The sequence below is a fragment of the Streptomyces sp. NBC_01092 genome (assembly GCF_045039535.1).
Classification (GTDB): Bacteria; Actinomycetota; Actinomycetes; order Streptomycetales; family Streptomycetaceae; genus Streptomyces.
On record NZ_CP108659.1, the window covers coordinates 2637273 to 2661677 of the forward strand.

At 70.8% G+C, this 24405-nt stretch carries 25 protein-coding genes; 11 read left to right on the plus strand and 14 right to left on the minus strand.

Translation table 11 applies throughout. The features are described from left to right. Positions 1-20: 20 nt before the first annotated feature. Positions 21-929, minus strand: coding sequence for an SCO1860 family LAETG-anchored protein (locus OG254_RS11640; RefSeq protein WP_405580294.1), 909 nt, complete (start codon positions 927-929; stop codon positions 21-23). Between the two features lie 273 nt (positions 930-1202). Between OG254_RS11640 and OG254_RS11645 the strand changes: the two genes are divergently transcribed. Continuing rightward, positions 1203-1607: a carboxymuconolactone decarboxylase family protein gene (locus OG254_RS11645; protein WP_405580296.1), complete on the plus strand. Its 405-nt coding sequence runs from the start codon at positions 1203-1205 to the stop codon at positions 1605-1607. Here OG254_RS11645 and OG254_RS11650 read toward each other — a convergent pair. The 4 genes from OG254_RS11650 to OG254_RS11665 are packed head-to-tail and all read right to left on the minus strand — an operon-like array spanning position 1604 to position 5209. Next, positions 1604-2695 (minus strand): amidohydrolase family protein, encoded by a 1092-nt coding sequence (locus OG254_RS11650; RefSeq protein WP_405580298.1) that lies wholly within the window; start codon positions 2693-2695, stop codon positions 1604-1606. The two genes, OG254_RS11645 and OG254_RS11650, sit on opposite strands and share 4 nt — an antisense overlap. A 21-nt stretch (positions 2696-2716) precedes the next feature. Then, positions 2717-3526 carry an amino acid ABC transporter ATP-binding protein gene (locus tag OG254_RS11655; protein ID WP_405580300.1) on the minus strand — a complete coding sequence of 270 codons (810 nt, stop codon included), beginning with the start codon at positions 3524-3526 and terminating at the stop codon, positions 2717-2719. Then, positions 3523-4356 carry an amino acid ABC transporter permease gene (locus OG254_RS11660; protein ID WP_405580302.1) on the minus strand — a complete coding sequence of 278 codons (834 nt, stop codon included), beginning with the start codon at positions 4354-4356 and terminating at the stop codon, positions 3523-3525. Before OG254_RS11660 ends, OG254_RS11655 begins: the two co-directional genes overlap by 4 nt. A gap of 4 nt (positions 4357-4360) precedes the next feature. Further along, positions 4361-5209: a transporter substrate-binding domain-containing protein gene (locus OG254_RS11665; protein WP_405580305.1), complete on the minus strand. Its 849-nt coding sequence runs from the start codon at positions 5207-5209 to the stop codon at positions 4361-4363. Between the two features lie 137 nt (positions 5210-5346). Here OG254_RS11665 and OG254_RS11670 point away from each other — a divergent pair, with 137 nt between their 5' ends. From OG254_RS11670 to thpD, 5 genes are all read left to right on the plus strand, one after another. Further along, on the plus strand, positions 5347-6450 hold the full coding sequence (locus OG254_RS11670) for a pyridoxal-phosphate-dependent aminotransferase family protein (RefSeq protein WP_405580308.1): 1104 nt from the start codon (positions 5347-5349) through the stop codon (positions 6448-6450). Positions 6451-6805: 355 nt separating this feature from the next. Beyond that, positions 6806-7312, plus strand: a complete 507-nt coding sequence (gene ectA, locus OG254_RS11675; protein WP_147996784.1) for a diaminobutyrate acetyltransferase — start codon at positions 6806-6808, stop codon at positions 7310-7312. Positions 7313-7343: 31 nt separating this feature from the next. After that, positions 7344-8615, plus strand: a complete 1272-nt coding sequence (gene ectB, locus OG254_RS11680) for a diaminobutyrate--2-oxoglutarate transaminase (protein WP_351195060.1) — start codon at positions 7344-7346, stop codon at positions 8613-8615. A gap of 51 nt (positions 8616-8666) precedes the next feature. Further along, entirely contained in the window at positions 8667-9071 is a 405-nt protein-coding gene (locus OG254_RS11685) for an ectoine synthase (RefSeq protein ID WP_351195061.1), read from the plus strand. Between the two features lie 15 nt (positions 9072-9086). Further along, positions 9087-9965 carry an ectoine hydroxylase gene (gene thpD / locus OG254_RS11690; RefSeq protein ID WP_405594948.1) on the plus strand — a complete coding sequence of 293 codons (879 nt, stop codon included), beginning with the start codon at positions 9087-9089 and terminating at the stop codon, positions 9963-9965. Positions 9966-9968: 3 nt separating this feature from the next. Here the strand turns inward: thpD and OG254_RS11695 are convergent, their stop codons facing one another. Both OG254_RS11695 and OG254_RS11700 read right to left on the minus strand, forming a co-directional pair. Continuing rightward, a complete protein-coding gene (locus OG254_RS11695; protein WP_405580313.1) occupies positions 9969-10970 on the minus strand; it encodes a maleylpyruvate isomerase family mycothiol-dependent enzyme in 1002 nt (333 codons plus the stop codon). 102 nt (positions 10971-11072) lie between these two features. Next, positions 11073-11678, minus strand: coding sequence for an RNA polymerase sigma factor (locus OG254_RS11700; protein WP_405580316.1), 606 nt, complete (start codon positions 11676-11678; stop codon positions 11073-11075). Between the two features lie 58 nt (positions 11679-11736). Between OG254_RS11700 and OG254_RS11705 the strand changes: the two genes are divergently transcribed. Next, positions 11737-13080, plus strand: coding sequence for an IS630 family transposase (locus OG254_RS11705; protein ID WP_405580318.1), 1344 nt, complete (start codon positions 11737-11739; stop codon positions 13078-13080). A 56-nt stretch (positions 13081-13136) separates the two neighbouring features. Here OG254_RS11705 and OG254_RS11710 read toward each other — a convergent pair whose 3' ends face one another. The 4 genes from OG254_RS11710 to OG254_RS11725 form a co-directional block, all read right to left on the minus strand. Then, positions 13137-14186, minus strand: a complete 1050-nt coding sequence (locus tag OG254_RS11710) for an aminotransferase class V-fold PLP-dependent enzyme (protein WP_405580321.1) — start codon at positions 14184-14186, stop codon at positions 13137-13139. A 96-nt stretch (positions 14187-14282) separates the two neighbouring features. Next, the gene (locus OG254_RS11715) at positions 14283-14999 is read right to left on the minus strand and encodes a DsbA family oxidoreductase (RefSeq protein WP_405580324.1); all 717 of its coding nucleotides are present in this window, start codon (positions 14997-14999) and stop codon (positions 14283-14285) included. A 75-nt stretch (positions 15000-15074) separates the two neighbouring features. Continuing rightward, positions 15075-15578 (minus strand): GNAT family N-acetyltransferase, encoded by a 504-nt coding sequence (locus OG254_RS11720; protein WP_405580327.1) that lies wholly within the window; start codon positions 15576-15578, stop codon positions 15075-15077. Continuing rightward, a complete protein-coding gene (locus tag OG254_RS11725) occupies positions 15575-16570 on the minus strand; it encodes a GlxA family transcriptional regulator (protein WP_405580329.1) in 996 nt (331 codons plus the stop codon). Before OG254_RS11725 ends, OG254_RS11720 begins: the two co-directional genes overlap by 4 nt. A gap of 70 nt (positions 16571-16640) precedes the next feature. On the opposite strand from OG254_RS11725, the gene OG254_RS11730 reads away from it, so the two are divergent. Continuing rightward, positions 16641-18044 (plus strand): MFS transporter, encoded by a 1404-nt coding sequence (locus OG254_RS11730; RefSeq protein ID WP_405580332.1) that lies wholly within the window; start codon positions 16641-16643, stop codon positions 18042-18044. Here OG254_RS11730 and OG254_RS11735 read toward each other — a convergent pair. Then, positions 18004-18615, minus strand: a complete 612-nt coding sequence (locus OG254_RS11735) for a DUF1349 domain-containing protein (RefSeq protein WP_351195071.1) — start codon at positions 18613-18615, stop codon at positions 18004-18006. The two genes, OG254_RS11730 and OG254_RS11735, sit on opposite strands and share 41 nt — an antisense overlap. A 53-nt stretch (positions 18616-18668) precedes the next feature. Further along, positions 18669-19265, minus strand: coding sequence for a hypothetical protein (locus OG254_RS11740; protein WP_405580334.1), 597 nt, complete (start codon positions 19263-19265; stop codon positions 18669-18671). 219 nt (positions 19266-19484) lie between these two features. Here OG254_RS11740 and OG254_RS11745 point away from each other — a divergent pair, with 219 nt between their 5' ends. Beyond that, the gene (locus OG254_RS11745; RefSeq protein ID WP_405580337.1) at positions 19485-21209 is read left to right on the plus strand and encodes a sensor histidine kinase; all 1725 of its coding nucleotides are present in this window, start codon (positions 19485-19487) and stop codon (positions 21207-21209) included. Between the two features lie 92 nt (positions 21210-21301). Continuing rightward, complete coding sequence (locus OG254_RS11750) at positions 21302-21964, plus strand: response regulator (protein WP_405580340.1); 663 nt, start codon at positions 21302-21304, stop codon at positions 21962-21964. A 6-nt stretch (positions 21965-21970) separates the two neighbouring features. Here OG254_RS11750 and OG254_RS11755 read toward each other — a convergent pair whose 3' ends face one another. After that, a complete protein-coding gene (locus OG254_RS11755; RefSeq protein ID WP_405580342.1) occupies positions 21971-23500 on the minus strand; it encodes an aldehyde dehydrogenase (NADP(+)) in 1530 nt (509 codons plus the stop codon). Between the two features lie 131 nt (positions 23501-23631). Here OG254_RS11755 and OG254_RS11760 point away from each other — a divergent pair, with 131 nt between their 5' ends. Continuing rightward, positions 23632-24405, plus strand: coding sequence for an IclR family transcriptional regulator (locus OG254_RS11760; protein WP_030956770.1), 774 nt, complete (start codon positions 23632-23634; stop codon positions 24403-24405).

The window sequence follows — 24405 nt, forward strand, 5'->3', positions numbered from 1 at the left end:
GTCCCGGGGCGCGTCCGCGATCAGCTCCTGCGACGCCGCGCCAGCGCCACCGCGCCGCCGCCCGCGACGAGCAGGGCCACCGCGCCGCCCGCGATGTACGGCGTCATGGAGTTGCCGCCGGTCTCGGCGAGGCCTTCGTCGGCGGGCTCGCCCTGGGGCTTCACGTCGCCGACCGGTTCCGTGCTCGGCTCGGCCTGCTGGGCGGGCTCGGCCGGAGTCTCACAGGTCGCCTTCGCCAGGGTCAGGGTGCCCTCGACCTCGGCGACGTTCAGCTTCAACGGGTTGACGGAGACCTTGAGTTCGAGGGCGGTGGCGGCGGCCGTACGCGAGGTCTGCTCCGTCTTGGAGTAGTCGAGGCGCACCTCACCCACGCCCGGCACGTCGACGTTCGTGGTCCCGCCGGCGGTCAGCGTGACCTTCTTGCCCAGTACGGTGACATCGCCGAGCAGGTTGGACGAGGCGGTGGGCTCCTTGCCGGCCTCGCAGGTCGCCTTGGAGGTGACCTTGCCGACCTCGATGAGCGACAGCAGCGGCAGGCCGGGGATGTGGACCTTGGCGTGGGCGAGGTTGGTGTACCCCTCGGCCTTGCCGCCTTCGACCGTCGCCTTCGACGTGGCGACCTCGGCGTTCAGGACGCTGAAGGGCTGTCCGCCGTCGACACCGTTCAACTGCGCCGTCAGCGTGGCCTTCTCGGCGCTCTGCGGCGCCTGTACCTCGTTCAGGGAGACCGCGAGCGGGACGTTCACGGTCTTGTTGAGCAGGGAGACGTCGAGCCCGGTGCGCAGCACGACCGCGCTCGCGCGACCCTCGTCGCCGGTCGCGTGCGCGGGGCCGGCGGCGGACAGCAGCGCGGGACCCGCGGTCAGTGCGGTGGCCGTCGCGACGGTGGCGAGACGGCGTGCGGGCATACGGAATTTCTTGCCGTTCAAGGTGGGGACCCCCAGAGGAGACTTGCTCGGGACCCGGCAAGAATTGCGCACTGAGAGTGAACAGTCAGCATTCCGGTGCGACTTCACTCCAACGTGAGTTTCCCGTGAACCTTTTCGAATTACCGGGCACGGATGTTCCTCGAAGTCACCGCTGTACCCCCTCCTGTGCGAGCGCGCACGTGGAGGCGTCGGCGCGCACGAGGGGGGCGGGCAACGATACGGGTTCCCCCGCGGTTACGCTGCGTCAACCGGCTGCCCGACGCGAGGGGAAGCATGATGACCGACCACGACGAAGAGCGGGACTACAGCGCGGCGCTGCGCACGGCCGAGGAGCTGCTCGGCATGCCGCTGGAGCGGTTCCTGGAGCCCGGCGCCGGGGAACCCGCCAACGGGGCGGACTTCAAGCGGCTCGCCACGGTGCACACCTTCGGTGACGCGTGGCCGCGCACCGACGTCCTCGACACCCGTACCCGGGCCCTGGTGTCCGTGACGATCGCCGCGACCCTGGGCACCCTCGAACCGCTGCGCGGCCAGCTGCGCATCGCGCTGAACAACGGGGTCACCCCGGAGGAGATCGTGGAGACGTTCATCCACATCGAGGCGTACGCCGGTGCCGCGCGCGCCTTCGACAGCTACCAGGTCGCCCTGCAGGTGTTCGCGGAGCGGGCGGGCGGTTAGCCGACGATCCGCCCGTTGAGCACGATCCGGCGGGGCGCCGCCAGGACGCGGACGTCCGTGCGCGGGTCGGACTCGTACACCACGAGGTCCGCCGCGGCTCCCTCCTCAAGTCCCGGGCGGCCGAGCCAGGTCCGGGCCGCCCAGGTCGCCGCCGCGAGGGCGTCGAGGGCGGGGATGCCGGCGGTGACCAGTTCCGCCACCTCGGCCGCCGCGAGGCCGTGCGGCAGGGTGCCGCCCGCGTCGGTGCCGACGAAGACCGGGATGCCGGCGTCGTAGGCGGAGCGGACCGTGTCGTAGCGGCGTTCGTGGAGCCGGCGCATATGGGCCGACCAGCGGGGGTACTTCTCCTCGCCGCCGTCGGCCAGCTTCGGGAAGGTCGCGATGTTCACGAGGGTGGGGACGATCGCCACGCCGCGCTCGGCGAACAGGGGGATCAGGTCGTCGTTGAGGCCCGTGGCGTGCTCGATGCAGTCGATGCCGGCCTCGACCAGGTCCTTCAGGGAGTCCTCGGCGAAGCAGTGCGCGGTGACGCGGGCGCCCAGGCGGTGGGCCTCCGCGATGCCCGCCTCGACCGCCTCGCGCGGCCAGGTGGGCGCCAGGTCCCCGAGGTCGCGGTCGATCCAGTCGCCGACGAGCTTGACCCAGCCGTCGCCGCGCCGGGCCTCCTGGGCGACGTAGGCGACGAGGTCCTCCGGTTCGATCTCGTGCGCGTAGCCGCGGATGTAGCGCCGGGTGCGGGCGATGTGGCGGCCCGCCCTGATGATCTTCGGCAGGTCCTCGCGGTCGTCGACCCAGCGGGTGTCGGAGGGTGACCCGGCGTCACGGATCAGCAGGGTGCCGATGTCGCGGTCGGCCAGCGCCTGCTTCTCCGCGACGTCGTCGCCGACCGGGCCGTGCGCGCCGAGGCCGACATGGCAGTGCGCGTCCACGAGGCCGGGCAGGGCCCAGCCCTCCACGGTGCGGACGTCGTGGGCGCCGACGGGGCGGTCGTAGGAGATCCGTCCGCCGACGACCCACAGTTCGTCCCGGACGTCGTCCGGTCCGACGAGGACCCGGCCCTTCACGTGCAGCACCGCGCGTTCGCTCATGCCCTGCACCTTAGTGAGGGGCTAGTCGCCCTTGCCCAGCTGGTCGGAGGTCTCCTCCTCGACTTCGGCCATCGCGGGGTCCAGGAGCCGGGAGAGGAAGTGGCGGGTCCGGTCGTGGGCCGGGTTGCCGATGACCTGGTCGGGGGTGCCGTCCTCGACGATCACTCCGCCGTCCATGAAGACGACCCGGTCGGCGACCTCACGCGCGAAGGTCATCTCGTGCGTGACGACCATCATGGTCATGCCTTCGTTGGCGAGCATGCGCATGACTGCCAGGACATCCCCCACCAGCTCGGGGTCGAGCGCGGAGGTCGGCTCGTCGAAGAGCATCACCTGCGGGCCCATGGCGAGGGCGCGGGCGATGGCGACGCGCTGCTGCTGGCCGCCGGAGAGGGAGGCCGGGTATGCCGTCGCCTTCTCCGACAGCCCGACCCGCTCCAGGTTCTCGGCGGCGATCTTCGCGGCCGTCGCCTTGTCGCGCCGCAGGACCCGGCGCTGCGGCAGGCTGAGGTTCTCGGTCACCGTGAGGTGCGGGAACAGGTTGAACTGCTGGAAGACCATGCCGATACCGCGGCGTACGGCGTCGATGTCGACGTCCGGGTCGGTGAGCTCCGCGCCGCCGACGAAGACCTGGCCCTTGGTGGGCTCTTCGAGCAGGTTCACACAGCGCAGCAGCGTCGACTTGCCCGAGCCGGACGGGCCGATGACGCACACGACCTCGCCCTGGTTGATCCGCAGGTCGATGCCGCGCAGCACCTCGTTGTCGCCGAAGGACTTGTGCAGGCCGCGGACTTCGATCTCCGGGCCGGCCTTGAGATGGCTCTCGCTCATTTCACGGCCTCCTGGGCCTTCGCCTCCATACGGCGTACGACGAAGCCGAGCGGGATCGTGACCAGCAGATAGCACAGGCCGGCGACGAGGATCGGCGTGGAGTTGGCGGTCGTGCTGGCCAGGTCGCGGCCGTACTTGGACAGTTCGCGCTCCTCAAGGGTGACACCGAGGAGCAGCACCAGCGAGGAGTCCTTGAAGAGGATCACGAACTCGTTGGTCAGCGGAGGGAGGATGATCCGGAACGCCTGCGGGATGATGATCGAGATCATGGCCCTGGCGGGCGAGAAGCCGAGCGAGCGTGCCGCCTCCATCTGCCCCTTGGGTACCGCCTGGATGCCGGCGCGGAAGGTCTCCGCCAGGTACGCGGCCCCGACCAGGCCCAGTGCGATGGCGGCCTTGCCGTACGTCCCACCGACGATCTCCGTGCCGGGGAAGGCCAGCGGAACGGCCACACCGATGAAGATGAAGATCAGCAGGGCGGGCAGACCGCGGAAGATCTCGATGTAGACGCCGGCGACCCAGCGGTACGGGGCGACGGACGACAGCCGCATCAGCGCGACCACCAGACCGAGCACCAGGGCGAAGACGAACCCGGACACGGTGTACAGCACGGTGTTCTTCAGCGCGAGGGTGATGACGTCCGGGAACATCTCCCGGGCGATCTCCCACTGCGCGAACTGGTTCTTCAGCCGGCCCCAGTCGGCCGCGACCGCGAAGGCGATCACGGCCGCGACGAAGACGACGTACTGGATGCCGCGCGACAGACGGCGCTTCTGGCGCCGGGTCAGGCCCTTTTTCTTCGGCTGGAGTTGTACGTCCGTGTCGGCCATGGGATCAGGCGGCGGGCGACGCAGAGGCGGCGGACTCGTCGTACGGGCCGATCCACTGCTCGTACAGCTTCTTGTACGTGCCGTCGGCCTTCGCGTCCTTGATCGCCTTGTTGATGGCCTCGCGGAGCTTGTCGTTGCCCTTCTTCACCGTGACGCCGTACTGCTCACCGGTGTTGACCTGCTCGGCGACCTCGAAGGCGGCCGCGTTGGCCTTGTCCTTCAGCCAGCCCTGGACGACCGGGTAGTCGATCACGACGGCCTCGACCTGGCCGGTGCGCAGGCCGTTGAGGACGGCGTCGGAGGACTCGAAGGAGACCGGGTCCAGGCCCTTGCTCTTGGCGTAGTCCTCGCCGGTGGTCTGCGCCTGGGCGCCGACCTTCTTGCCCTTGAGGTCCGCGAAGGAGGAGATGCCGCTCTTCTTGTCGACCAGGACGGCCTGGGTGGCCTCGAAGTACGGGTCGGAGAAGTCGACGTTCTTCTTGCGCTCGTCGGTGATGGTCATGCCGGCGGCGGCGAGGTCGCACTCACCGGCGTTGAGGAAGGCGCCCGTCTTGAAGTTCTCGAAGGGCGTGTCGAGGATCTCCTGCTTCACGCCCAGGTCCTTGGCGACCAGGTCGATCAGGGAGACGTCGAAGCCCTGCACCTTGCCGTCGATCTCCGACTGGAAGGGCGGGTACGGCAGGTGGGTGCAGGTGGTGAGCTGGCCCGCCTTGACGAGCTCGACACCGCCGGCCGCCGTCTTCGTACCGCTGCCGCCGTCGTCGTCGGAGGAGCAGCCGGCCACGAGCACCAGCCCGGCCGTCGCGGTGGTGGCGGCCAGAATGCGGGTCCGGCGACCGAGGGTCGTCTTCACGGGGAGCCTCCTGTGCGGGAACTTTGAGTTCCGATTATAAGGATGAGTTTGAGCTACCCAAACCAAACCGATGGCTGTGGGGTCCCTCAACCTAAGATCGGCGGAGTAGACCTCCACAGAATGAAGCGAGCACGCCCATGACGCACCCCTTCCTGGACCTGGCCCCGCTGAGCGCCGCCCGATTCGCCGCCATCGAGGACCGTGTGGCACGGCTGCTCGGCACCCGGCAGGACGTCGTGATCATGCAGGGTGAGGCGCTGTTGCCGCTGGAGGGGGCGATCCGGGGGACGGCCGGGCCCGGCACGACCGCGCTGAACGTGATCACCGGCCCGTACGGGCAGACCTTCGGGGACTGGCTGCGGGACTGCGGGGCGCGGGTGATCGATCTGGCGGTGCCCTTCCATACGGCGGTCACGGCGGACCAGATCCGGGAGGCCTTCGCCGAGCATCCGGAGATCGACTTCGTGTCCCTGGTGCATGCCGAGGCGGCCACCGGCAACACCAATCCCGTTGCGGAGATCGGCGAGGTCGTGCGGGAGCACGGGGCGCTGTTCTACCTGGACGCGGTGGCGTCGATCGGGGCCGAGCCGGTGCTGCCGGACGCGTGGGGCGTGGACCTGTGCGTCATCGGGGCGCAGAAAGCGATGGGCGGGCCGGCCGGGGTGTCGGCGGTGTCGGTGAGCGCGCGGGCGTGGGCCCGGATGGCGGCGAATCCGCGGGCGCCGCGACGGTCGTATCTGTCGCTCCTCGACTGGAAGGAGCGGTGGATCGACGGCGGGCGGGGGGCGCTGCTGCATGCGCCCGCGCAGCTGGAGATGCTGGCGCTGGAGGCCTGCGTGGAGCGGATCGAGGCGGACGGGCCGGAGGCGGTGATGGACCGCCATCGAGCCGCCGCGCTCGCCACTCGGGCCGCCGCGGTGGCACTGGGCGCGGGGCTTGAGCCGTACGTGCACGACGTCCGGGACGCGGCGCCGGTCGCCACGACGCTGAGGGTGCCGGCGGGGGTGGTGGCGTCGGAGGTCGTGGCGCGTGCACTGACGTCGGATCCGGCGTTGCCGCTGGCCGCGGGGGGCGGGGCGTTGGCCAAGGAGATGGTCCGGGTCAATCACTACGGGGCGGATGCGACCGTGGGGGCCGTGCGGGGGTCTCTTGCCGCGCTGGGTTCCGCGCTGGCGGAGCAGGGGCTGGATGTGGATGTGGAGGCGGCGTTGCGGGCGGTGGACGGTGGTGGCATGCGGTAGGGGTCCCGATATCTCTGCGAGAGCACATCGGCAGCGTTACCGGAGCTTGAATTCGGCGTAATTCTGGAATTCATTCCGAGGGCAGCTTCCCCCAGTCTTCTGCCCGCTTTCTTCGAACCTAAACGCAAAGATTCCGCGAACACCAACCAGACTAATTCGGGCAGGTCTCGTGAGAGTTACATGGCTGTGACGCGTTCCACATCACGTCCGGTTTGTGTGGTATTAAGGGGGCAAATGGGGTGTTTCGCAGGGCCTCAACCGCTTTCCTCACGCCCGCGTGATAACACGTCCCGGCCCTACACGTAACCCCTGACGGCCATGCAATTTCGAATTTCCCTCGGTAAATTCAATTCGCATGACTGCCGCACAAGCAGACCTGCAAATCGACCGTCCGGCGGTGGCCGACGGGGCCGCGCTGTGGCGGATTGCCAGAGACTCCAAAGCCCTCGACCTCAACTCGTCGTACAGCTATCTGCTGTGGTGCCGCGACTTCGCCGGCACGTCGGCCGTCGCCCGCGACGAGCGCGGGGAGCCGGTCGGCTTCGTCACCGGATACGTCCGGCCGGACCGCCCGCGCACCCTGCTCGTCTGGCAGGTCGCCGTGGACGACGCCTACCGCGGCCGCGGCATCGCCGCCGCGCTGCTCGACGGGCTCGTCGCACGAGTCGGCGGCGAGTACGGCATCACAAGCGTCGAGACCACCATCACCCCCGGCAACACCGCATCCGATCGGCTGTTCGACTCCTTCGCCGAGCGGCACGGGGCCGCGCTGGAGCGCGAGGTGCTCTTCCCCACCAGCCTGTTCCCGGACGGGCCGCACGACCCCGAGGTCCTGTACCGCATCGGCCCCCTGTCCGTCTGACTTCCCCCCACGCAACGAGGAGCGATTCGTCGTGACCATCACCCAGCCCGACCTCAGCGTCTTCGAGACCCTGGAGTCCGAGGTGCGCAGCTACTGCCGCGGCTGGCCCACCGTCTTCGACCGTGCCCGGGGCAGCCGCATGTACGACGAGGACGGCCACGAGTATCTGGACTTCTTCGCCGGCGCCGGTTCGCTGAACTACGGGCACAACAACCCCGTCCTCAAACGGGCGTTGATCGACTACCTGGAGCGCGACGGCGTCACCCACGGGCTCGACATGTCCACGGGTGCCAAGCGTGCCTTCCTCCAGACCTTCCAGGACCTGGTGCTGCGGCCGCGCGACCTGCCGTACAAGGTCATGTTCCCTGGGCCCACCGGCACGAACGCCGTGGAGTCGGCGCTGAAGCTGGCCCGGAAGGTGAAGGGGCGCGAGGCCATCGTGTCCTTCACCAACGCCTTCCACGGGATGTCCCTGGGGTCGCTGGCCGTCACCGGCAACGCCTTCAAGCGCGCCGGCGCCGGCATCCCGCTGGTGCACGGCACGCCCATGCCGTTCGACAACTACTTCGACGGCACCGTCGAGGACTTCCTGTGGTTCGAGCGGCTCCTGGAGGACCAGGGCTCCGGGCTCAACAAGCCGGCCGCCGTGATCGTGGAGACCGTGCAGGGCGAGGGCGGCATCAACGTCGCCCGCCCGGAGTGGCTGCGCGCGCTCGCCGAGCTGTGCGAGCGCCAGGACATGCTGCTCATCGTCGACGACATCCAGATGGGCTGCGGCCGTACCGGTGCCTTCTTCTCCTTCGAGGAGGCGGGCATCACCCCGGACATCGTCACCGTGTCCAAGTCCATCAGCGGCTACGGACTGCCCATGTCGCTGTGCCTGTTCAAGCCCGAGCTGGACATCTGGGAGCCGGGCGAGCACAACGGCACGTTCCGCGGCAACAACCCCGCCTTCGTCACGGCGACCGCCGCGCTGGAGATGTACTGGGCCGACGGCAGCGCGATGGAGAAGCAGACCCGGGCGCGCGGCGAGCAGGTCGAGCAGGGGCTGATCGCCATCTGCGAGGAGAACCTCGCCGACGTCAAGGAGTACCGGGGCCGCGGCCTGGTGTGGGGCATGGAGTTCCACGACAAGGAGCGGGCCGGCCGGGTCGCGGCGCGCGCCTTCGAGCTCGGGCTGCTCGTGGAGACGTCCGGCCCGGAGAGCGAGGTCATCAAGCTGCTCCCCGCCCTCACCATCACCCCGGAAGAGCTCGACGAGGGACTGCGCGTCCTGGCCCGCGCCGTCACCGAGACCGCCTGACCGGCGCGGCCAGATCCCTGAACACCCCCACCTAGGAGGCATCGCAACACCGTGATCGTCCGTTCGTTCAAGGACATCGAAGGCACCGACCGCCATGTGAAATCGGCGTCCGGCACCTGGGAGAGCAAGCGCATCGTCCTCGCGAAGGAGAAGGTCGGCTTCTCGCTGCACGAGACGGTCCTGTACGCGGGTACGGAGACGTCGATGTGGTACGCCAACCACATCGAGGCCGTCGTCTGCGTCGAGGGCGAGGCCGAGTTGACCGACCACGAGACCGGGCGGACGCACACGATCACGCCCGGGACCATGTACCTCCTGGACGGCCACGAGAGGCACACGCTGCGGATCAAGAAGGACTTCCGCTGCATCTGTGTCTTCAACCCGCCCGTGACCGGCCGCGAGGACCACGACGAGAACGGGGTGTACCCGCTGCTCACCGAGCCCGAGGAGGTGTGAGACATCGTGACCACGATGACTGACCTGTACCCCAGCCGCGGCGCCACCGAGGTGTCGACCCCGCGCCAGGACCCCGTTGTGTGGGGCTCCCCCGACACGCCGGGCCCGATCCCGGCCGGCGACCTCCAGTCGTTCGAGCGCGACGGCTTCCTGGCCATCGACCAGCTCATCGCCCCGGACGAAGTGGCCGTCTACCACCGGGAGTTGGAGCGGCTCGTCACCGATCCGGCGATCCGAGCCGACGAGCGGTCGATCATCGAGCCGAAGTCCAAGGAGATCCGCTCCGTCTTCGAAGTGCACAGGATCAGCGAGGTGTTCGCTGCTCTGGTGCGCGACGAGCGGGTCGTCGGCCGGGCGCGGCAGATCCTCGGCTCGGACGTGTACGTCCACCAGTCGCGGATCAACGTCAAGCCGGGCTTCGGGGCGAGCGGCTTCTACTGGCACTCGGACTTCGAGACCTGGCACGCCGAGGACGGGCTGCCGAACATGCGGACGGTGTCCGTCTCGATCGCGCTGACCGAGAACCACGACACCAACGGCGGGCTGATGATCATGCCCGGCTCGCACCGCACCTTCCTCGGATGTGCGGGGGCCACGCCGAAGGACAACTACAAGCAGTCCCTCCAGATGCAGGACGCGGGCACGCCGTCCGACGAGGCGCTGACGAAGATGGCGTCCGAGTACGGCATCAAGCTCTTCACGGGCAAGGCCGGTTCGGCGACCTGGTTCGACTGCAACTGCATGCACGGCTCCGGCGACAACATCACGCCGTTCCCGCGCAGCAACGTGTTCATCGTGTTCAACAGCGTGGAGAACGCGGCCGTGGAGCCCTTCGCGGCTCCGATACGGCGGCCGGAGTTCATCGGCGCACGGGACTTCACTCCTGTGAAGTGACCCTCACAGCCACGCCAGCGACGCGGCCCGCTCCAGTACGTTCCGTACGGCGGCCGCGTCGCCCGTGGCGCCCCTGGGCACCGTCCGGGGGGTGTACCGCCCGCCGACCAGCAGACAGAAGTCGTAGGGATCGAGGCTGAGTTCGGCCCGTACGGGCTCGGCCTCGGAGCCCAGCACCCATTCCTCGCCCCCGGTGACCGAGAACAGCACCGGGGGCGCGGTCGGTCCCAGGGCCAGGCCGAGGATGCGGACGGCGAGGCGGACCAGCCGGTCCAGGTGCTCCGGCGGCGGCAGCGGGACGGCGAGGCCGAGGGCGCGGCCGATGTCGTCGGTGTGGATCCACGTCTCGAAGCCGCGCACCAGGAAGTGGTCGGCGACGGGCAGCCGCAGCCCCATCAACATCACGGCCCGCGCGGCGAGTTCGGCGTCCCGGGCCTCGGTCGTCGCGAGCAGCGCGTCCGCCTGCGCGGCCCAGTCGGCCACGGTCTCCTCGGGCGTACGGCCGTGCTCATGGGCGATGACGTCGGCGCTACGGCGGTTCCAGGCGTCCTCCCAGTGCGCGCCCTGCTCGATCCGCGAGGGCGGTACGCGCGCGTCGACGCCGAGCCGGCCGGCCAGGTGCTCGTCGGCGGCGAGGAGGTGGGCGACGGTGGCGTGCGCGTCCCAGTCGTGCACGACCGGTGTGGTCCAGCGGCCGGCGAGCTCGGGCAGCAGCGCCTTGAGCCCGGCGACGGCGGCGGCGTAGGGGGCGGCGTGCCCGGCGACGCGGGAGGCGGCCGGCCGGGTGCGCAGGGCGAGGGAGAGCACACCGTCGGCCGAGCCTGCGGGAGCGTGGAGCGGCGGCCCGTCGAGCAGCCGTACCGTTTCCTTCAGTCTGGCCGCCTCGGCGGCGCAGCTCTCGCACCGGGCCAGGTGCGCCCGGACCGTCTTCTCCTCGGCCGGGTCGAGGGCGCCGAAGGCCCAGGCGGCCAGCAGGTCACGTACGGCCTCGTGCCCGTCGGTCATCGCGCACCTCCTCTGCGTGCCCGCTCTCTGCGTGCCTGCTCTGTGCGTGCCTGCTCTCTGCGGACACTTTTCCCGCCTGACCGGCGAGTACCCCTCTCGCCATCATGCGCCCCTTTCGAGCGCCGGGTCCGGCGGGTCGGCCAAAGTTTCCGCCAAGGAGCGCAGGGCGCTGCGCAGCCGGGTCTTGGCCGTGCCCTCCGGTATCCCCAGTTCCACGGCGGCCTGCCGATAGGTGCGGCCGGCGAAGTAGGCGAGGTGCACGACCTCGCGTTGCGGCTGCGGGAGTTCGGCGAGGGCGGAGTGCAGCAGCAGGGAGCGCTCGCGGTCGACGACCGTCTCGTCGGGGCCGGGACCGGCGTCCGGGATGGCCTGGAGCGTGGTGTCGTCGGCGCCGGCGGCCTTGCGGTGCCGGGCCTCGCTGCGCACCCAGTCCACGGCGCGCCGGTGGGCGACCACGGACAGCCAGGTGCGCAGCGAGCCACGGCGCGCGTCGTAGGTGTACGGCCGGCTCCACAGCTGCGCGAAGACCTCCTGCGCCACGTCCTCGGCGGCGGCCGGTGAGCGCGTGACCCGCACGGCCACCCGCCGCACCAGCCCGCCGTACGTCGCGTACACCTCGGCCAGCGCCGACTCGTCGCCGTACACCAGCCGTCGGTGCACCTCCGCGTCGGCAGGCGGCGGTGCGGAGGTACCGCCCGTGGACTCCACGTGACCTTCCTAGTGTGATGCGCCAGAAATCCTGAGGTTAAGTCGCTAGCCTGATTTCATGTCGCCGGGTCCTCCAGCTGTTGAAGTCACTCTGTCCGCTCAGGAGCGGGCGGAGTTGTCCCGTTGGGTAAGTGGGGTGGTGGCGCCGCGTTTTGTGGAGCGGGCGCGCATTGTGCTGGCGTGCGCGGACGGTGCGCCGAATGCTCGTGTGGCGGCAGAGGTCGGCGTGACGGTGGCGACGGTGAGGAAGTGGCGCGGGAAGTTCGCCGCTGAGCGGCTGGCCGGGCTTGAGGATGCCGCTCGTATCGGTCGGCCGAAGGCTGACCTGGTCCTGAGTAGGGCTGAGCGGGATCAGCTCACCCGGTGGGCGAGGCGGGCGAAGACCGCCCAGTATCTGGCGTTGCGCGCAAAGATCGTGCTGCGCTGCGCGGAGGGCGGGACCAACAGGCAGGCCGCGATCGACCTCGGTGTTGACGAGTCGACGGTGGAACGCTGGCGGGCCAGGTTCGTCGCGAAACGCCTCGACGGCTTGTCCGACGAACCCCGGGTGGGAAGGCCGCCCTCGATCCTGCTCGAACAGGTCGAGGACGTCATCGTGGCGACATTGGAGTCCAGTCCGGGCAAGGACACGCACTGGTCGCGGGCCTCGATGGCCGAGCGGACCGGCCTGTCGAAATCGACGATCGGGCGGATCTGGAAGCGGTTTGACCTCAAGCCACACCTTCAGGATTCCTTCAAGCTCTCCACCGATCCGCAGTTCGTCGCCAAGGTCGTCGATGTCGTCGGCCTGTATCACCACCCGCCTGAGAAGGCGGTGGTGTTGTGCGTGGACGAGAAGTCCCAGATTCAGGCTCTGGACCGGTCACAGCTGGTGCTGCCCATAATGCCCGGCATGCCCGAGCGGCGTACCCACGACTACTACCGGCACGGCATCACCAGCCTGTTCGCGGCCTTCAACATCGCCGACGGCACGGTCATATCGGCACTGCACCGCCGCCACCGGGCCATCGAGTTCAAGAAGTTCCTGGTCACGATCGACAAAGCGGTGCCGGCCGAACTCGACGTCCATCTGGTCTGTGACAACTACGCCACCCACAACACCGCCGAGATCAAGACGTGGCTGGGCAAGCACCCCCGCTTCCACGTCCACTTCACCCCGACCGGCTCCTCCTGGATGAACCAAGTCGAGCGGTGGTTCGGCCTGTTGACCGACAAGCTCATCCGACGGGGCGTCCACACATCGGTCAAGGCCCTGGAGGACGACATCACCGCGTGGATCGACACCTGGAACGAGAACCCACGGCCCTTCACCTGGACCAAGACCGCCGACGAAATCCTCCACTCCCTCGCCGACTACCTCACCAAGGTCGGAACCGGCAGCCAGAAAACAGAGCATAACTAACCCTCAGGATTTCTGGCGCATCACACTAGCGTCCCGGCAGGGCCGGCGCCAGTGGTTCAGACAGAGAGGACGTCGAGCAGGCGGTCGACATCGGCGGGCGTGTTGTACAGGTGGAAGGCCGCGCGCAGGTTGCCCGCCCGGTCGGAGACCTCCACCGAGGCGCTGCTCAGCTCGGCCTGGCGGCGGCCGAGTCCGGGCACGGAGACGATCGGCGAGCCGGGGGACGGGACGGCCTCGTGGCCGAGGGAGGCCAGGCCCGCGCGGAAGCGGTCGGCGAGGGCCAGGTCGTGGGCGCGCACGGCGTCCAGGCCGAGCTCCTCCAGTAGTTCGAGGGAGCGGCGGGCGCCGGCGTAGGAGAAGAGGGCGGGACTCTCGTCGAACCGCCGTGCGGAGTGGGCGAGTTCGTCGATCGGGCCGTAGCACGCGTCCCACGGGCGCTCCCCCGCCACCCAGCCGGCGAACAGCGGGGTGAGCCCGCCGAGGTCCTCCGGGACGACCAGGAAGGCCACGCCCCGCGGGCAGACGAGCCACTTGAAGGCGACGCAGGCGCTGTAGTCATAGGCGTCCGCATCGAAGTCCAGCCATCCGGCGGCCTGGGACGCGTCGATGTACGTACGCGCCCCGTGCTCGCGCGCTGCCTCCCGGATCGCGGGCAGGTCGGCCACCCGGCCGTCCGCGGACTGGGCCGCGCTGACCGCGACCAGGGCGGTGCCGGGCCGCACCGACTCGGCGACCCGCTCCAGCGGCACGCTGCGCACCTTGAGGTCGGAGCGGACGTGGAAGGGGTTCACGACGGAGCTGAAGTCGCCCTCGGCGGTGAGGACTTCGGCGCCCTCCGGGAGGGAGGCGGCGATCAGGCCGCTGTAGACCGCGACGGAGGCGCCGGCCGCCACCCGGCGCTCGGGCACGCCGACGAGCCGCGCGAAGCAGGCGCGGCTCGCCTCCACATCCGCGAACATGTCGGTCGGCCGGCCGGCGGCCGCGGCCTCGACGGCGGTCCTCAGGGCGGCGACGGTGCGGGCCGGTACCAGGCCGGTACTGGCTGTGTTCAGGTAGGTGTTCTTCGGCGCGAACTCCGTGCGGACGAGGCTCTCGAAGGTCTCCATGGCTCCACTGTGGGCCCCGGAGAACTCGTAGTCCATTGACTATTTCTGCGTGGTTTCGCAAAGCAACGCTTATAGGTCCGCCGCCACCTGCGCCTTTTACCTCTGCGGCACCGCGCACCCGTCGGGACCGCACGCGTCCGCGTCACCCTGGTCGATGAGCCGAAGCGGCGAACGCTCGCCCCACGCCTGCGTGAGCGCCTGCTCGAAGACGTCGGCGGGCTGGGCGCCGGAGACGCCGTACTTACGGTCGAGGACGAAGAACGGCACGCCGTTCGCGCCGAGCTCGGCGGCCTCGCGCTCGTCGGCGCGCACGTCGTCGGCGTAGGCGGCCGGGTCGGCGAGGACCTTCCGGGCGTCGTCGGCGTCGAGTCCCGCGGCGACGGCCAGCTCCACGAGGCGCTCGTCGCCCTCGGAGAAGACGGACCGCTCCTCGGCGAAGTTCGCCTTGTAGAGGACCTGGATCAGCTCGTCCTGCCTGCCCTGCTCCTTGGCGAGGTGCAGGAGGCGGTGCATGTCGAAGGTGTTGCCGTGGTCGCGGCCCTCGGTGCGGTACGCGAGGCCCTCCGCGGCGGCCTGCGCGCCGAGGTTCTCCTCACCTGCCTGTGCCTGCGCCGCGCTCATGCCGTACTTCTTCGTGAGCATGGTGATCACGGGCTGGATGTCGCCCTTGGCGCGTCCGGGGTCCAGCTCGAACGAGCGGTGCACGACCTCGACCTGGTCGCGGTGCGGGAAGGCTTCGAGCGCCTTCTCGAAGCGGGCCTTGCCCACGTAGCACCAGGGGCAGGCGATGTCGCTCCAGATCTCGACGCGCATGTCTTCGGCTCTCTCCAGGTCGGACGGATACGGAGACACCCTCCGCAGACTGGATGAACCTTCAAGCAGCCGGGTTCATTCCCCGGTCACGGAGAACCGCAGGTTCAGGTGGTGATCGCCCTCGGTGGGCGGGTCGTCGGGGTCGGGCAGCCAGCCCCGGCCGGCGTAGAAGCTCTGCGCCCGCCGGTTGTCCACGTGCACGTCGAGCACGGCCGTGCGCTTGCCGTCCGCCTGCCACTCCTCCACACAGGCCGCGTGCAGCGCGGTGCCGACGCCACGGCCCCAGCGGTCGGGGTCGACATGGAACTGGAACAGCCTGACCGTGTCCGCGGGGGCGCCCTCGGGGGTGCGGAAGGACGCGAGGCCGACGATCCGGCCCTGCTCGACCACGCACAGCACATGGCCCTCGGGCCGCTCGATGGCGGCGGACCATGCGGCGGACCAGTCGGTGCCGTCGTCCGGGATGCCGTCCGGGTAGTACGTCGCCCGTGCTCGCGCGTGCAAGGCGGCGACGGTCTCCGCCTCGGCGGGCAGGACGGTGCGGATCACCCGGGTCGCGGTCACTTTGTCACCGATCATGCAACGGAGGACGTGGCCCCGGCCGCCCCGGTTCCGAGCCGGCTGAACTGCGCCCGGTAGGCGCTGGGCGTCAGTCCCGTACGGCGGACCAGATGCCCGCGCAGCGAGTCGGCCGTGCCCAGGCCGCCGGCGCGGGCCACCTGGTCCATGGGCAGGTCCGTGGTCTCCAGCAGTTCCTTGGCGCGCTCGATGCGCTGATGGAGCAGCCACTGCAGCGGGCTCACCCCGCTCTCGGCGTGGAAGCGGCGGGTGAGGGTGCGCACGCTGACCCCGGCGTGGCGGGCCAGGTCGGTGAGGGTGAGCGGCTTGTCGAGGTTGCGCATGGCCCAGCCGCGGGTGTCGCCACAGGCGTTGCCGCGCTCGGGCGGCAGCGGGGTCTGGGTGAACTGGGTCTGGCCGCCGGGCCGTACGGGCGCGACCAGTGCGCGCCGGGCGACCTCGTTGGCGACGGCGGCGCCGTAGTCGGTGCGGATGATGTGCAGGCACAGGTCGATGCCGGCGGCGTAGCCGGACGAGGTGACGTAGGGCCCGTCCTGGACGTACAGCACGTCGCCGCGCAGGTCGACGTGCGGGTAGCGGCGGCGCAGCTCCTCGGCGTGGGCCCAGTACGTGGTGGCCCTGCGCCCGTGCAGCAGGCCGGCCTCGGCGAGCTGGAAGGCGCCGGTGCACAGGGAGGCGATCCGCTTGCCGTCGGCGGCCGCCTCGCGCACCGCGGCCACGATCCGCGCGTCCGGCTCGAAGGGTTCACCGGTCCCGGCGACGAGCAGCGTGTCCGCCGTCCGTACGGCGTCGAGTCCGTGCCGTACGTACAGGTCGAGCCCGCCGCTGGTGGGCACCGGTCCCGGCTCGGCCGCGCAGATGACCACCTCGTAGCCGGGCCGCCCGTCGACTTCGACCTTGCCGAACAGCATCTCGGGGATGGCGAGGTTGAACATCGACACGGGCGAGGGCGCCACGACGGCGATGCGGTGCGGGGTGGGCGACTGGGTCATGGCCAGAACCTCCGGCTGCATGGCATTTTGGCCACTACTGTACGACGGCGCGGATCCGCAGCATGGAGGCATGTCGACGAACGTGACACGCAATGGCACCCAACTCACCTCCACTCAGGGCGAGTTGGGGTCGAGGCCCAAGGAACCCAAGACCCCCTCCGCCGCTCTCACCCTCACCGCCGGTCTTCTCGGCTTCGCGCTGGTCTGCCTCGACGCGTCCATCGTGAACGTGGCCCTGCCCGCGATGGGTTCCTCCCTCGGCGGCGGGATGTCGGGCCTTCAGTGGGTGGTGGACGCCTACACGCTGGCCTTCGCCGCGCTGATGCTGTCCACCGGGGCGTTCTCGGACCGGGCCGGGGCGACCAGGGCGTACGCGCTGGGCGCCGGTGTCTTCACGCTCGCCTCGGCGGCCTGCGGCCTGGCGCCGAACCTGCCCGCCCTGATCGGCGCGCGGGTCGTGCAGGGCGTCGCGGCGGCCATCGTGCTGCCCGCCTCGCTGGCGCTGGTGCGGCAGGCGTACGCCGATCCGGCGCGCCGGGCCCGCGCGGTGGCCGTGTGGGCGGCGGGCGGTTCGGCGGCGGTGGCGCTGGGTCCGGTGGCGGGCGGTGCGCTGACCACGGCCTGGGACTGGCGCGGGATCTTCTTCGTCAACCTTCCCGTGGGCGCCCTGATCCTCGTACTGCTGGTGCGGGCCCCGCGCTCGCAGCGCCGTCCGGCTCCGCTGGACCTGCCCGGTCAGGTGACGGCGGTGGTGGCGCTCACCGCGCTGACGTTCGCGGTGATCGAGGGTGGTGCGGCGGGCTGGGCGGGGCTGGCGGTGGCCGTGGTGGCGGCCGGCGCGTTCCTCCGGATCGAGGCACGCCGACCGCACCCGGTCGTCCCGCTCGGCCTGTTCCGCGACCGGACCGTCGCGGTGACGGTGGCCGCCGGAGCGGCGGTCAGCGTCGCCTTCTACAGCATGGTGTTCGTCTTCTCGCTCTTCTTCCAGCAGGTCCAGGGCCGTTCGGCGCTCCAGGCCGGGCTGATGTTCCTGCCGATGACGGGCCTGATCGCGGTGACCAACGTGGTGGCGGGCAAGCTCGCCGGACGCCACGGCGCCCGGCTGCCCATGGTGGTGGGCCAGGGCCTCGCCGTCGCGGGACTGCTCATGATGCTGTTCGTCGACGCGGACACGCCCCCGGTCGTGGTGGCGCTGCTCCTCGTCCCGATGGCGCTGGGCTGCGCGCTGACGGTGCCGCCGCTGACGGCGGCGATGATGGACGCCGTGCCCGCCGAACGGGCGGGGCTCGCGGCCGGCGTCCTCAACGCGGCGCGGCAGATGGCGGGGGCGCTGGGCATCGCCGTCTTCGGGGCGCTGATCTCCGACGGCTTCGTGTCGGGGATGCGGCTGAGCCTGGTGATCAGCGCGGCACTGCTCGCGGTGACCGGGCTGCTCAGCTTCCGTCTCGCAGGTCCTTCGGCCAGTTCGGCCTGAATTCCAGGTGGTCGTAGGTCACCACGCACCCCTCCCCCATCGGCGACTGCGTCATGAACCCGATCAGGGCGGCGTCCGCCTCCTTCTCCTCCCCCAGCGTGAACAGCCGGACGAAGGTCCAGCGCTCGCCGTCGCGGGAGGCGTGGAAGGCGAAGGCACGCCCGGTGCGGCTCACCCGCAGCCACACCGAACTGCCCTCCACGGAGAAGGAGTTGGCGTCGTCGGAGTGCCCCCGGGTGACCACCGTGCACACGGTCGGCACGTCCGGGGAGTACTCCAGGCACAGCTTGGCCCAGGCCCGCTCCCCGACATGGACGTAGAGCACCCCGGCGTCGAAGGCGGCGGCGAACCCGACGGTGACACGGGCGATCAGCTGGAAGTCGCCCTCGGGCGCGCCGAGCAGCCGGGGCGCGTCGGAGGCGGCGTCCAGGGCCTCGCCGGTGGGCGGCACGAAACGGTCCTGCCGGGGGCCGGCCCATCCGGAGAGGATGCCGTCGTCCTCGTAGGACCAGTGGCCGTCGGGGCCGTAGGTGCGCAGCGGGAAGGGGAGTTCGGGGATTTCCAGGTCCATGGCGGGATTCTTCCAGGCCGTCCCCCGTACCGCGCGCCCGAGGGGGGTCCCGGTCAGCGGGACTGGAGGGCGTCCAGGGCGACGGCCTGGGCGATGGCGAGGCGCAGGTCGAGATCGGGCGAGGCCACGTCGAGCAGGTAGCGGTCGCGCAGCCCTATCTTCTTGTCGACCTTCATCACCGGCTTGTCGCCCGAGGTGAAGTCGAAGTGGTACGGCCACGCGAACGGCACGAAGTCGAGCGGGAGCAGCTCCCAGACCCGGCGCACCACGGCCACGAGCCGGTTGCGCTCGGTCCCGACGGCGGTGACGGAGCCCGGCTGCTCCAGTTCCCATGTCGAGCGCAGCAGGGAGGCGGCGAACTTCTTGCGGAACGTGCCGACGGGGTTGCCGACCGCGTCGCGCACGTCGTAGGCGGCGCCGACGTCGAGGATCTGGCGGGCCTTGGCGGTGAACAGGACGCGGTCCTTCGACTCGTCGGTGTAGAAGGTCATCTGCTCCTTGAGCGCCATCCGCTTCTGCTCGGCGAAGGCGACGACCTTGCCGTCGGAGCCGTCGGGCAGCGTCTCGGTCACGACGTAGCGGTTGATCATGAACGTGGTCTTCTGCCTGATGGTGAATCGCTCGTTCACCTGCGGTCGCGCGCTGTCCACGGTTTCGCTCCCCGAGCCGGTGGTGGTCCCTGCGCCGGCGCCCTCGTCCGGCGGATCCATCCTCAGGGCGCGCCCCGGCCCGGGGCAGTCTCCGTAAGTCGACGTCCGCAACGACCAAAGATGACGGATCCGGTGGTGGCAGGGCGTCGACTTTCGTCGTTCGGGGCCGCACCGAAGGGCGGATGCGGGCGCCCGCGGGTGGCTGACTATCGTCTGCGCGTGGACGTAGCACAGACACCCCGCACCGACCGGTCGCTCCGGTCCCGGCTCGCCGCCGCCTCCCCCTGGCCCCGTAAGCGGATCATCGGGGAGAGCGTGCTCACCGTGGTGGTCGCCGGATCGGCGGGACTTTTCGACGGGAATGCCGGATACGTCGCCTGGTCCGCCGTCATCACGCTGGCCGTAGCCGTACTGGTGCTGGCCCGCCGCTCGTTGCCGGTGACCGTGCTGCTCATCTCGTCGGCCATGGCCGGGATGGTGGCCGGCACGCTGCCGCTGCTGGTGTACGCGAGCTGGTCGGCGGGCAGCCGGATCATGCGCCCCGGGCGGGCGCTGGCCGCGTACGCCGCCGCGTTCGTGCTCTACCTCGTCGTCGGCGTTCGCGAGGCGGCCGACGAGGAGATCGAGATGTCGATGCTCCTGACGGCCGGGCTGGCGGCGGGATCGTTCCTGGCCCTGGTGATCGTGCCGGGCCTCGCCTCCCGCTACCGCGCCCAGCGCCACGCACTGCTCGACGCCCTGCGGCGGCACAACGCCCAACTGGTGCGCGAGCAGGCGATGGTGGCGGGGCAGGCCCGGCTCCTGGAGCGGCAGCGCATCGCCCAGGACATGCACGACAGCCTCGGACACCAGCTCGCCCTGATCACCGTGCACGCCGGGGCGCTGGAAGTGGACCCGGATCTGAGCGACCGCCAGCGGGAAGGGGTGGGCATCCTCCGGGAGGCCTCCAGGTCCGCGATGCGGGAGCTGCGCGAGGCGGTGGGCATCCTGCGGGACGGCGTCGCGGCGCCCGACGGCGAGCGGCCCGGCCCGGCCGACGGCGAGCCCCCGACGGCCCGCGGGGCGGCCACCGTCGCCGACCTCGTCGAGTCGTCGCAGGCTGCGGGCGCGGCCGTGGAGCTGCACCGCTCCGGCACCGTACGTCCCCTCGCGCCCGCCGCCGACCACGCGGCGTACCGCATCGCCCAGGAGGGCCTGACCAACGCGCACAAGCACGCGCCGGGCGCCCCGATCACAGTGGCGCTGCGCTATGAACCCGACAGCCTGGTGGTCGAGGTGGCCAACGGGCCCGTGCCGGCCGGGGCGCCCACGTCCCCGCCCGCGATCAGCGGCGGCCAGGGGCTGGCGGGCCTGCAGGAGCGGGCCCGGCTGGTCGGGGGCATGGTGCACACCGGCGCCACGCCCGACGGCGGCTTCCGGCTCGCCGGTGTGCTGCCGTACGGCGGTGGCGAGACCCTGCCCCGCCCGAAAGGCGCGACCTCCGTCGCCGCGGGCGACGACTTTCGAGGGCAGATCGGCGGGGGCGCGGCGGGCGACGGTGGAGCGGTCATCGACCGTTCCGATCCGCAAGGGGAGTTCGCCGCCATCATGAGCAGCAAGAAGAAGGTCGCCCTCGGTTGTGTCGTCACCTCCGTCGTCCTCGTCGTGGGCGTTCTCGGCCTGGGGGCCTGGGGGCTGACGGCGCTGTTCGACGAGGTCGAGAGCGGCACCATATCGCCGAGCGTGTACAAGTCCGCGAAGGTCGGCGATGCCGAGAAGGACGTGAAGGCCAAGCTGCCGGAGGGCAGTTCCCTGCTCACCGACGGCCAGGAGAAGCAAGGCCCGCCGCTGCCGGAGGGCGCGAAGTGCCGTCACTACCTGGACGTCGACGACGACATCGTCTACCGGTTCTGCTTCCGCGACGGGAAGCTGATCGCGAAGGAGTCCTTCAAGGACAAGATCTGAACGGGGCGACGAGGTCGCACAGGTGACCGGATCGGGCATGATGGCGGGGCTTTGCCATCCGTCCACCGCACCGACACCGCGCAGGAGGCCGTGTGATCCGGGTCCTCGTCGCCGACGACGAGCCGCTCATCAGGGCCGGCATCAGGATGATCCTCACCTCGGCCGACGACATCGACGTCGTCGCGGAGGCGGCGGACGGCCGGGAAGCGGTGGAGACCGCCCGGAGCACCGCGGTCGACGTGGCCCTGCTGGACATCCAGATGCCGGTGATGGACGGGCTGACGGCGCTGGCCGAGATGGGCCGGGCCGCACCAGGTGTGCGGGTGCTGATCCTGACCACGTTCGGGGAACGCGAGAACGTGCTGCGGGCCCTCGGCCACGGCGGCGCGGGCTTCCTGCTGAAGGACTCCGCGCCGCAGGAGCTGATCCACGCGGTCCGTGCGGCGGCGGCCGGCAACGCCTATCTCTCCCCGGCCGCCACCCGGCACGTCGTGGACACCCTCGCCTCCCCCGCCGCCACCGCGCGCGGCGAGGAGGCCCGCCGCCGGCTGGCCGGCCTGACGGCCCGCGAACGCGAGGTGCTGGCCCTGCTGGGCGAGGGCCTGTCCAACGCGGACGCGGGCGCCCGCCTGCATATGAGCGAGGCCACGGTGAAGACGTACGTCAGCCGCATCCTGACCAAGCTCGACTGCGACAACAGGGTGCAGGCGGCACTCCTGGCCCGGGACGCGGGCCTGGAGTCACACAAAGGCTGACGAAACTCAGCGTTCCAGCGTGCCGTTGAACCTGCGCGGCAGCCCCAGCGGATTGTCATCCCGAAGCTCCGCCGGAAGCAGTGCCTCGGGCGCCCCCTGGTAGGCCACCGGCCGCAGCCACCGCTCGATGGCCGTGCCGCCCACCGAGGTGGAGGTCGAGGTCGTCGCCGGGTAGGGACCACCGTGATGCTGGGCCGGTGCCACGGCCACACCCGTCGGCCAGCCGTTGACCAGCACGCGTCCGGCCAGCGGCGTCAGCTCCGCGAGGATCTCGGCGCCGCGCCCCTCACCGGCCGCCTCCTCGGCCGACAGGTGAACCGTCGCGGTGAGGTTGCCGGGCAGCCGGGACAGCACGGCCTGCGCCTGCGCGTCGTCGTCGTAGCGGGCGACCACCGTGACCGGGCCGAAGCACTCCTCCAGGAGAAGGTCGTACGCGCCCTCGCTCGCCAGCTTCTCGGCAGCGACCGTCAGGAACCCGGCGCTGACCGTGTGCTCGCTGCCCGCCCCCGGCGTCACCGGGGACTCCACGTCCGGCAGCTCGGTGCGCTCGGCGACCCCGGCGATGAAGTTGTCCCGCATCCGGTGGTCGAGCAGGACGCCGGCGTCGGTGTCGCTGACCGCGTCCGTGAGGGACTTGAGCAGGCCGTCGCCCGCCGCTCCGGACGGCACCAGCACCAGGCCCGGCTTCACACAGAACTGCCCGACGCCCAGCGTCATGGACCCGGCGAGGCCCGTGCCGATCGCCTCGCCGCGCTCGGTGGCGGCCGCCTCGGTGACGACGACCGGGTTCAGGGAGCCCAGCTCGCCATGGAAGGGGATCGGGACCGGACGGGCGGCGGCCGCGTCGAAGAGGGCGCGCCCGCCCCGTACGGAGCCGGTGAAGCCGGCCGCGGCGACCAGCGGGTGCCTGATCAGTTCGATGCCGGCCTCGAAGCCGTGCACCAGACCGACCACGCCCGCGGGGATGCCGTGCGCGGCGGCGGCCGTCCGCAGCACCTTGGCGACCAGCTCCGAGAGCGCCGGGTGGTCGGGGTGGGCCTTGACGACGACGGGGCAGCCCGCGGCGAGCGCGCTCGCGGTGTCGCCGCCGGCGACGGAGAAGGCGAAGGGGAAGTTGGACGCCGAGTAGACGGCGACGACGCCGAGGGGCACCTTGTAGCGGCGCAGGTCCGGGATCGGCGGGGTGGCGGCGGCGTCGGGGTGGTTGATGACGACGTCCAGGAAGGCGCCCTCGTCGACGATGTCCGCGAACGCCCTCAACTGGTAGCAGGTGCGGGCGAGTTCGCCGGTGAGGCGGACCGGGCCGAGCGCGGACTCCGCGTCGGCGGCCTCGACGAGCTGGTCCTTGGCCGCCTGCAGCCGGTCGGCGGCCGTGCGCAGGAAGGCCGAGCGGACCGTACGGTCGGCGAGCGAACCGCGCGCTTCGTGCGCGGCGCGGACGGCGGCGTCCACCTCCTGGGCTGTGGCCTCCACCGCAACCTGTTCACGCTGCTTCCCGGTACGGGGGTCGACACTCCAGACTGGTGCTGCTGCCACCGCAGGTCCCTCCACATGTAATGCCGCAGTACTGGGTCATCCACCAGGGGTGTTCGATATACTGAACACTGTCTCTGATGATGAATACGCTGTCGGAGACTATTTCCCGTCGAACGAAGGGGTCAAGGGCGATGTCGGCAGGCGAGACGGGCGGCGGAGCGCAGGTCAAGTCCGCGGTACGGACGGTTGAACTGCTCGAATACTTCGCCGGACGCCCCGGCATGCACTCCCTCGCGGCGGTCCAGGAGGCCGTCGGATACCCCAAGTCCAGCCTCTACATGCTGCTGCGCACGCTGGTCGAACTGGGCTGGGTGGAGACGGACGCGACGGGCACCCGGTACGGCATCGGCGTCCGGGCGCTGCTGGTCGGCACGTCGTACATCGACGGCGACGAGGTGGTCGCGGCGGCGCGCCCGACGCTGGACCGGCTGTCCGACGACACGACCGAGACGATCCACCTGGCCCGTCTCGACGGCACGAACGTCGTCTATCTCGCCACCCGCCAGTCCCAGCACTACCTGCGCCCCTTCACCCGGGTCGGCCGGCGCCTGCCCGCGCACTCGACGTCCCTCGGCAAGGCGCTGCTGAGCACCTACTCGGACGAGCAGGTCCGCAAGATGCTCCCCGAGACGCTGCCCGCGCTGACCGAGAACACGATCACCGACCGTGAGAAGCTCATCGAGGAGCTCCACCAGGTCCGCGAGCAGGGCTTCGCCGTGGACCGCGAGGAGAACACCCTCGGCCTGCGCTGCTTCGGCGTGGCGATCCCGTACCGCACCCCGGCCCGCGACGCGATCAGCTGCTCGGTCCCGGTGGCCCGGCTGACGCCCGCGCACGAACAGATGGTGAAGGACGCGTTGTTCGACGCGCGGGACCGGCTGACGCTGGCCACTCGTAGGCTCTGA

Coding starts and splice junctions, on each gene's coding strand:
- OG254_RS11645 (WP_405580296.1), top strand. CDS start 1,203: ATGATGACCGACCACGACGAAGAGCGGGACTACAGCGCGGCGCTGCGC.
- OG254_RS11650 (WP_405580298.1), bottom strand. CDS start 2,695: ATGAGCGAACGCGCGGTGCTGCACGTGAAGGGCCGGGTCCTCGTCGGA.
- OG254_RS11655 (WP_405580300.1), bottom strand. CDS start 3,526: ATGAGCGAGAGCCATCTCAAGGCCGGCCCGGAGATCGAAGTCCGCGGC.
- OG254_RS11660 (WP_405580302.1), bottom strand. CDS start 4,356: ATGGCCGACACGGACGTACAACTCCAGCCGAAGAAAAAGGGCCTGACC.
- OG254_RS11670 (WP_405580308.1), top strand. CDS start 5,347: ATGACGCACCCCTTCCTGGACCTGGCCCCGCTGAGCGCCGCCCGATTC.
- ectA (WP_147996784.1), top strand. CDS start 6,806: ATGACTGCCGCACAAGCAGACCTGCAAATCGACCGTCCGGCGGTGGCC.
- thpD (WP_405594948.1), top strand. CDS start 9,087: ATGACTGACCTGTACCCCAGCCGCGGCGCCACCGAGGTGTCGACCCCG.
- OG254_RS11695 (WP_405580313.1), bottom strand. CDS start 10,970: ATGACCGACGGGCACGAGGCCGTACGTGACCTGCTGGCCGCCTGGGCC.
- OG254_RS11705 (WP_405580318.1), top strand. CDS start 11,737: ATGTCGCCGGGTCCTCCAGCTGTTGAAGTCACTCTGTCCGCTCAGGAG.
- OG254_RS11710 (WP_405580321.1), bottom strand. CDS start 14,186: ATGGAGACCTTCGAGAGCCTCGTCCGCACGGAGTTCGCGCCGAAGAAC.
- OG254_RS11715 (WP_405580324.1), bottom strand. CDS start 14,999: ATGCGCGTCGAGATCTGGAGCGACATCGCCTGCCCCTGGTGCTACGTG.
- OG254_RS11720 (WP_405580327.1), bottom strand. CDS start 15,578: ATGATCGGTGACAAAGTGACCGCGACCCGGGTGATCCGCACCGTCCTG.
- OG254_RS11725 (WP_405580329.1), bottom strand. CDS start 16,570: ATGACCCAGTCGCCCACCCCGCACCGCATCGCCGTCGTGGCGCCCTCG.
- OG254_RS11730 (WP_405580332.1), top strand. CDS start 16,641: ATGTCGACGAACGTGACACGCAATGGCACCCAACTCACCTCCACTCAG.
- OG254_RS11735 (WP_351195071.1), bottom strand. CDS start 18,615: ATGGACCTGGAAATCCCCGAACTCCCCTTCCCGCTGCGCACCTACGGC.
- OG254_RS11760 (WP_030956770.1), top strand. CDS start 23,632: ATGTCGGCAGGCGAGACGGGCGGCGGAGCGCAGGTCAAGTCCGCGGTA.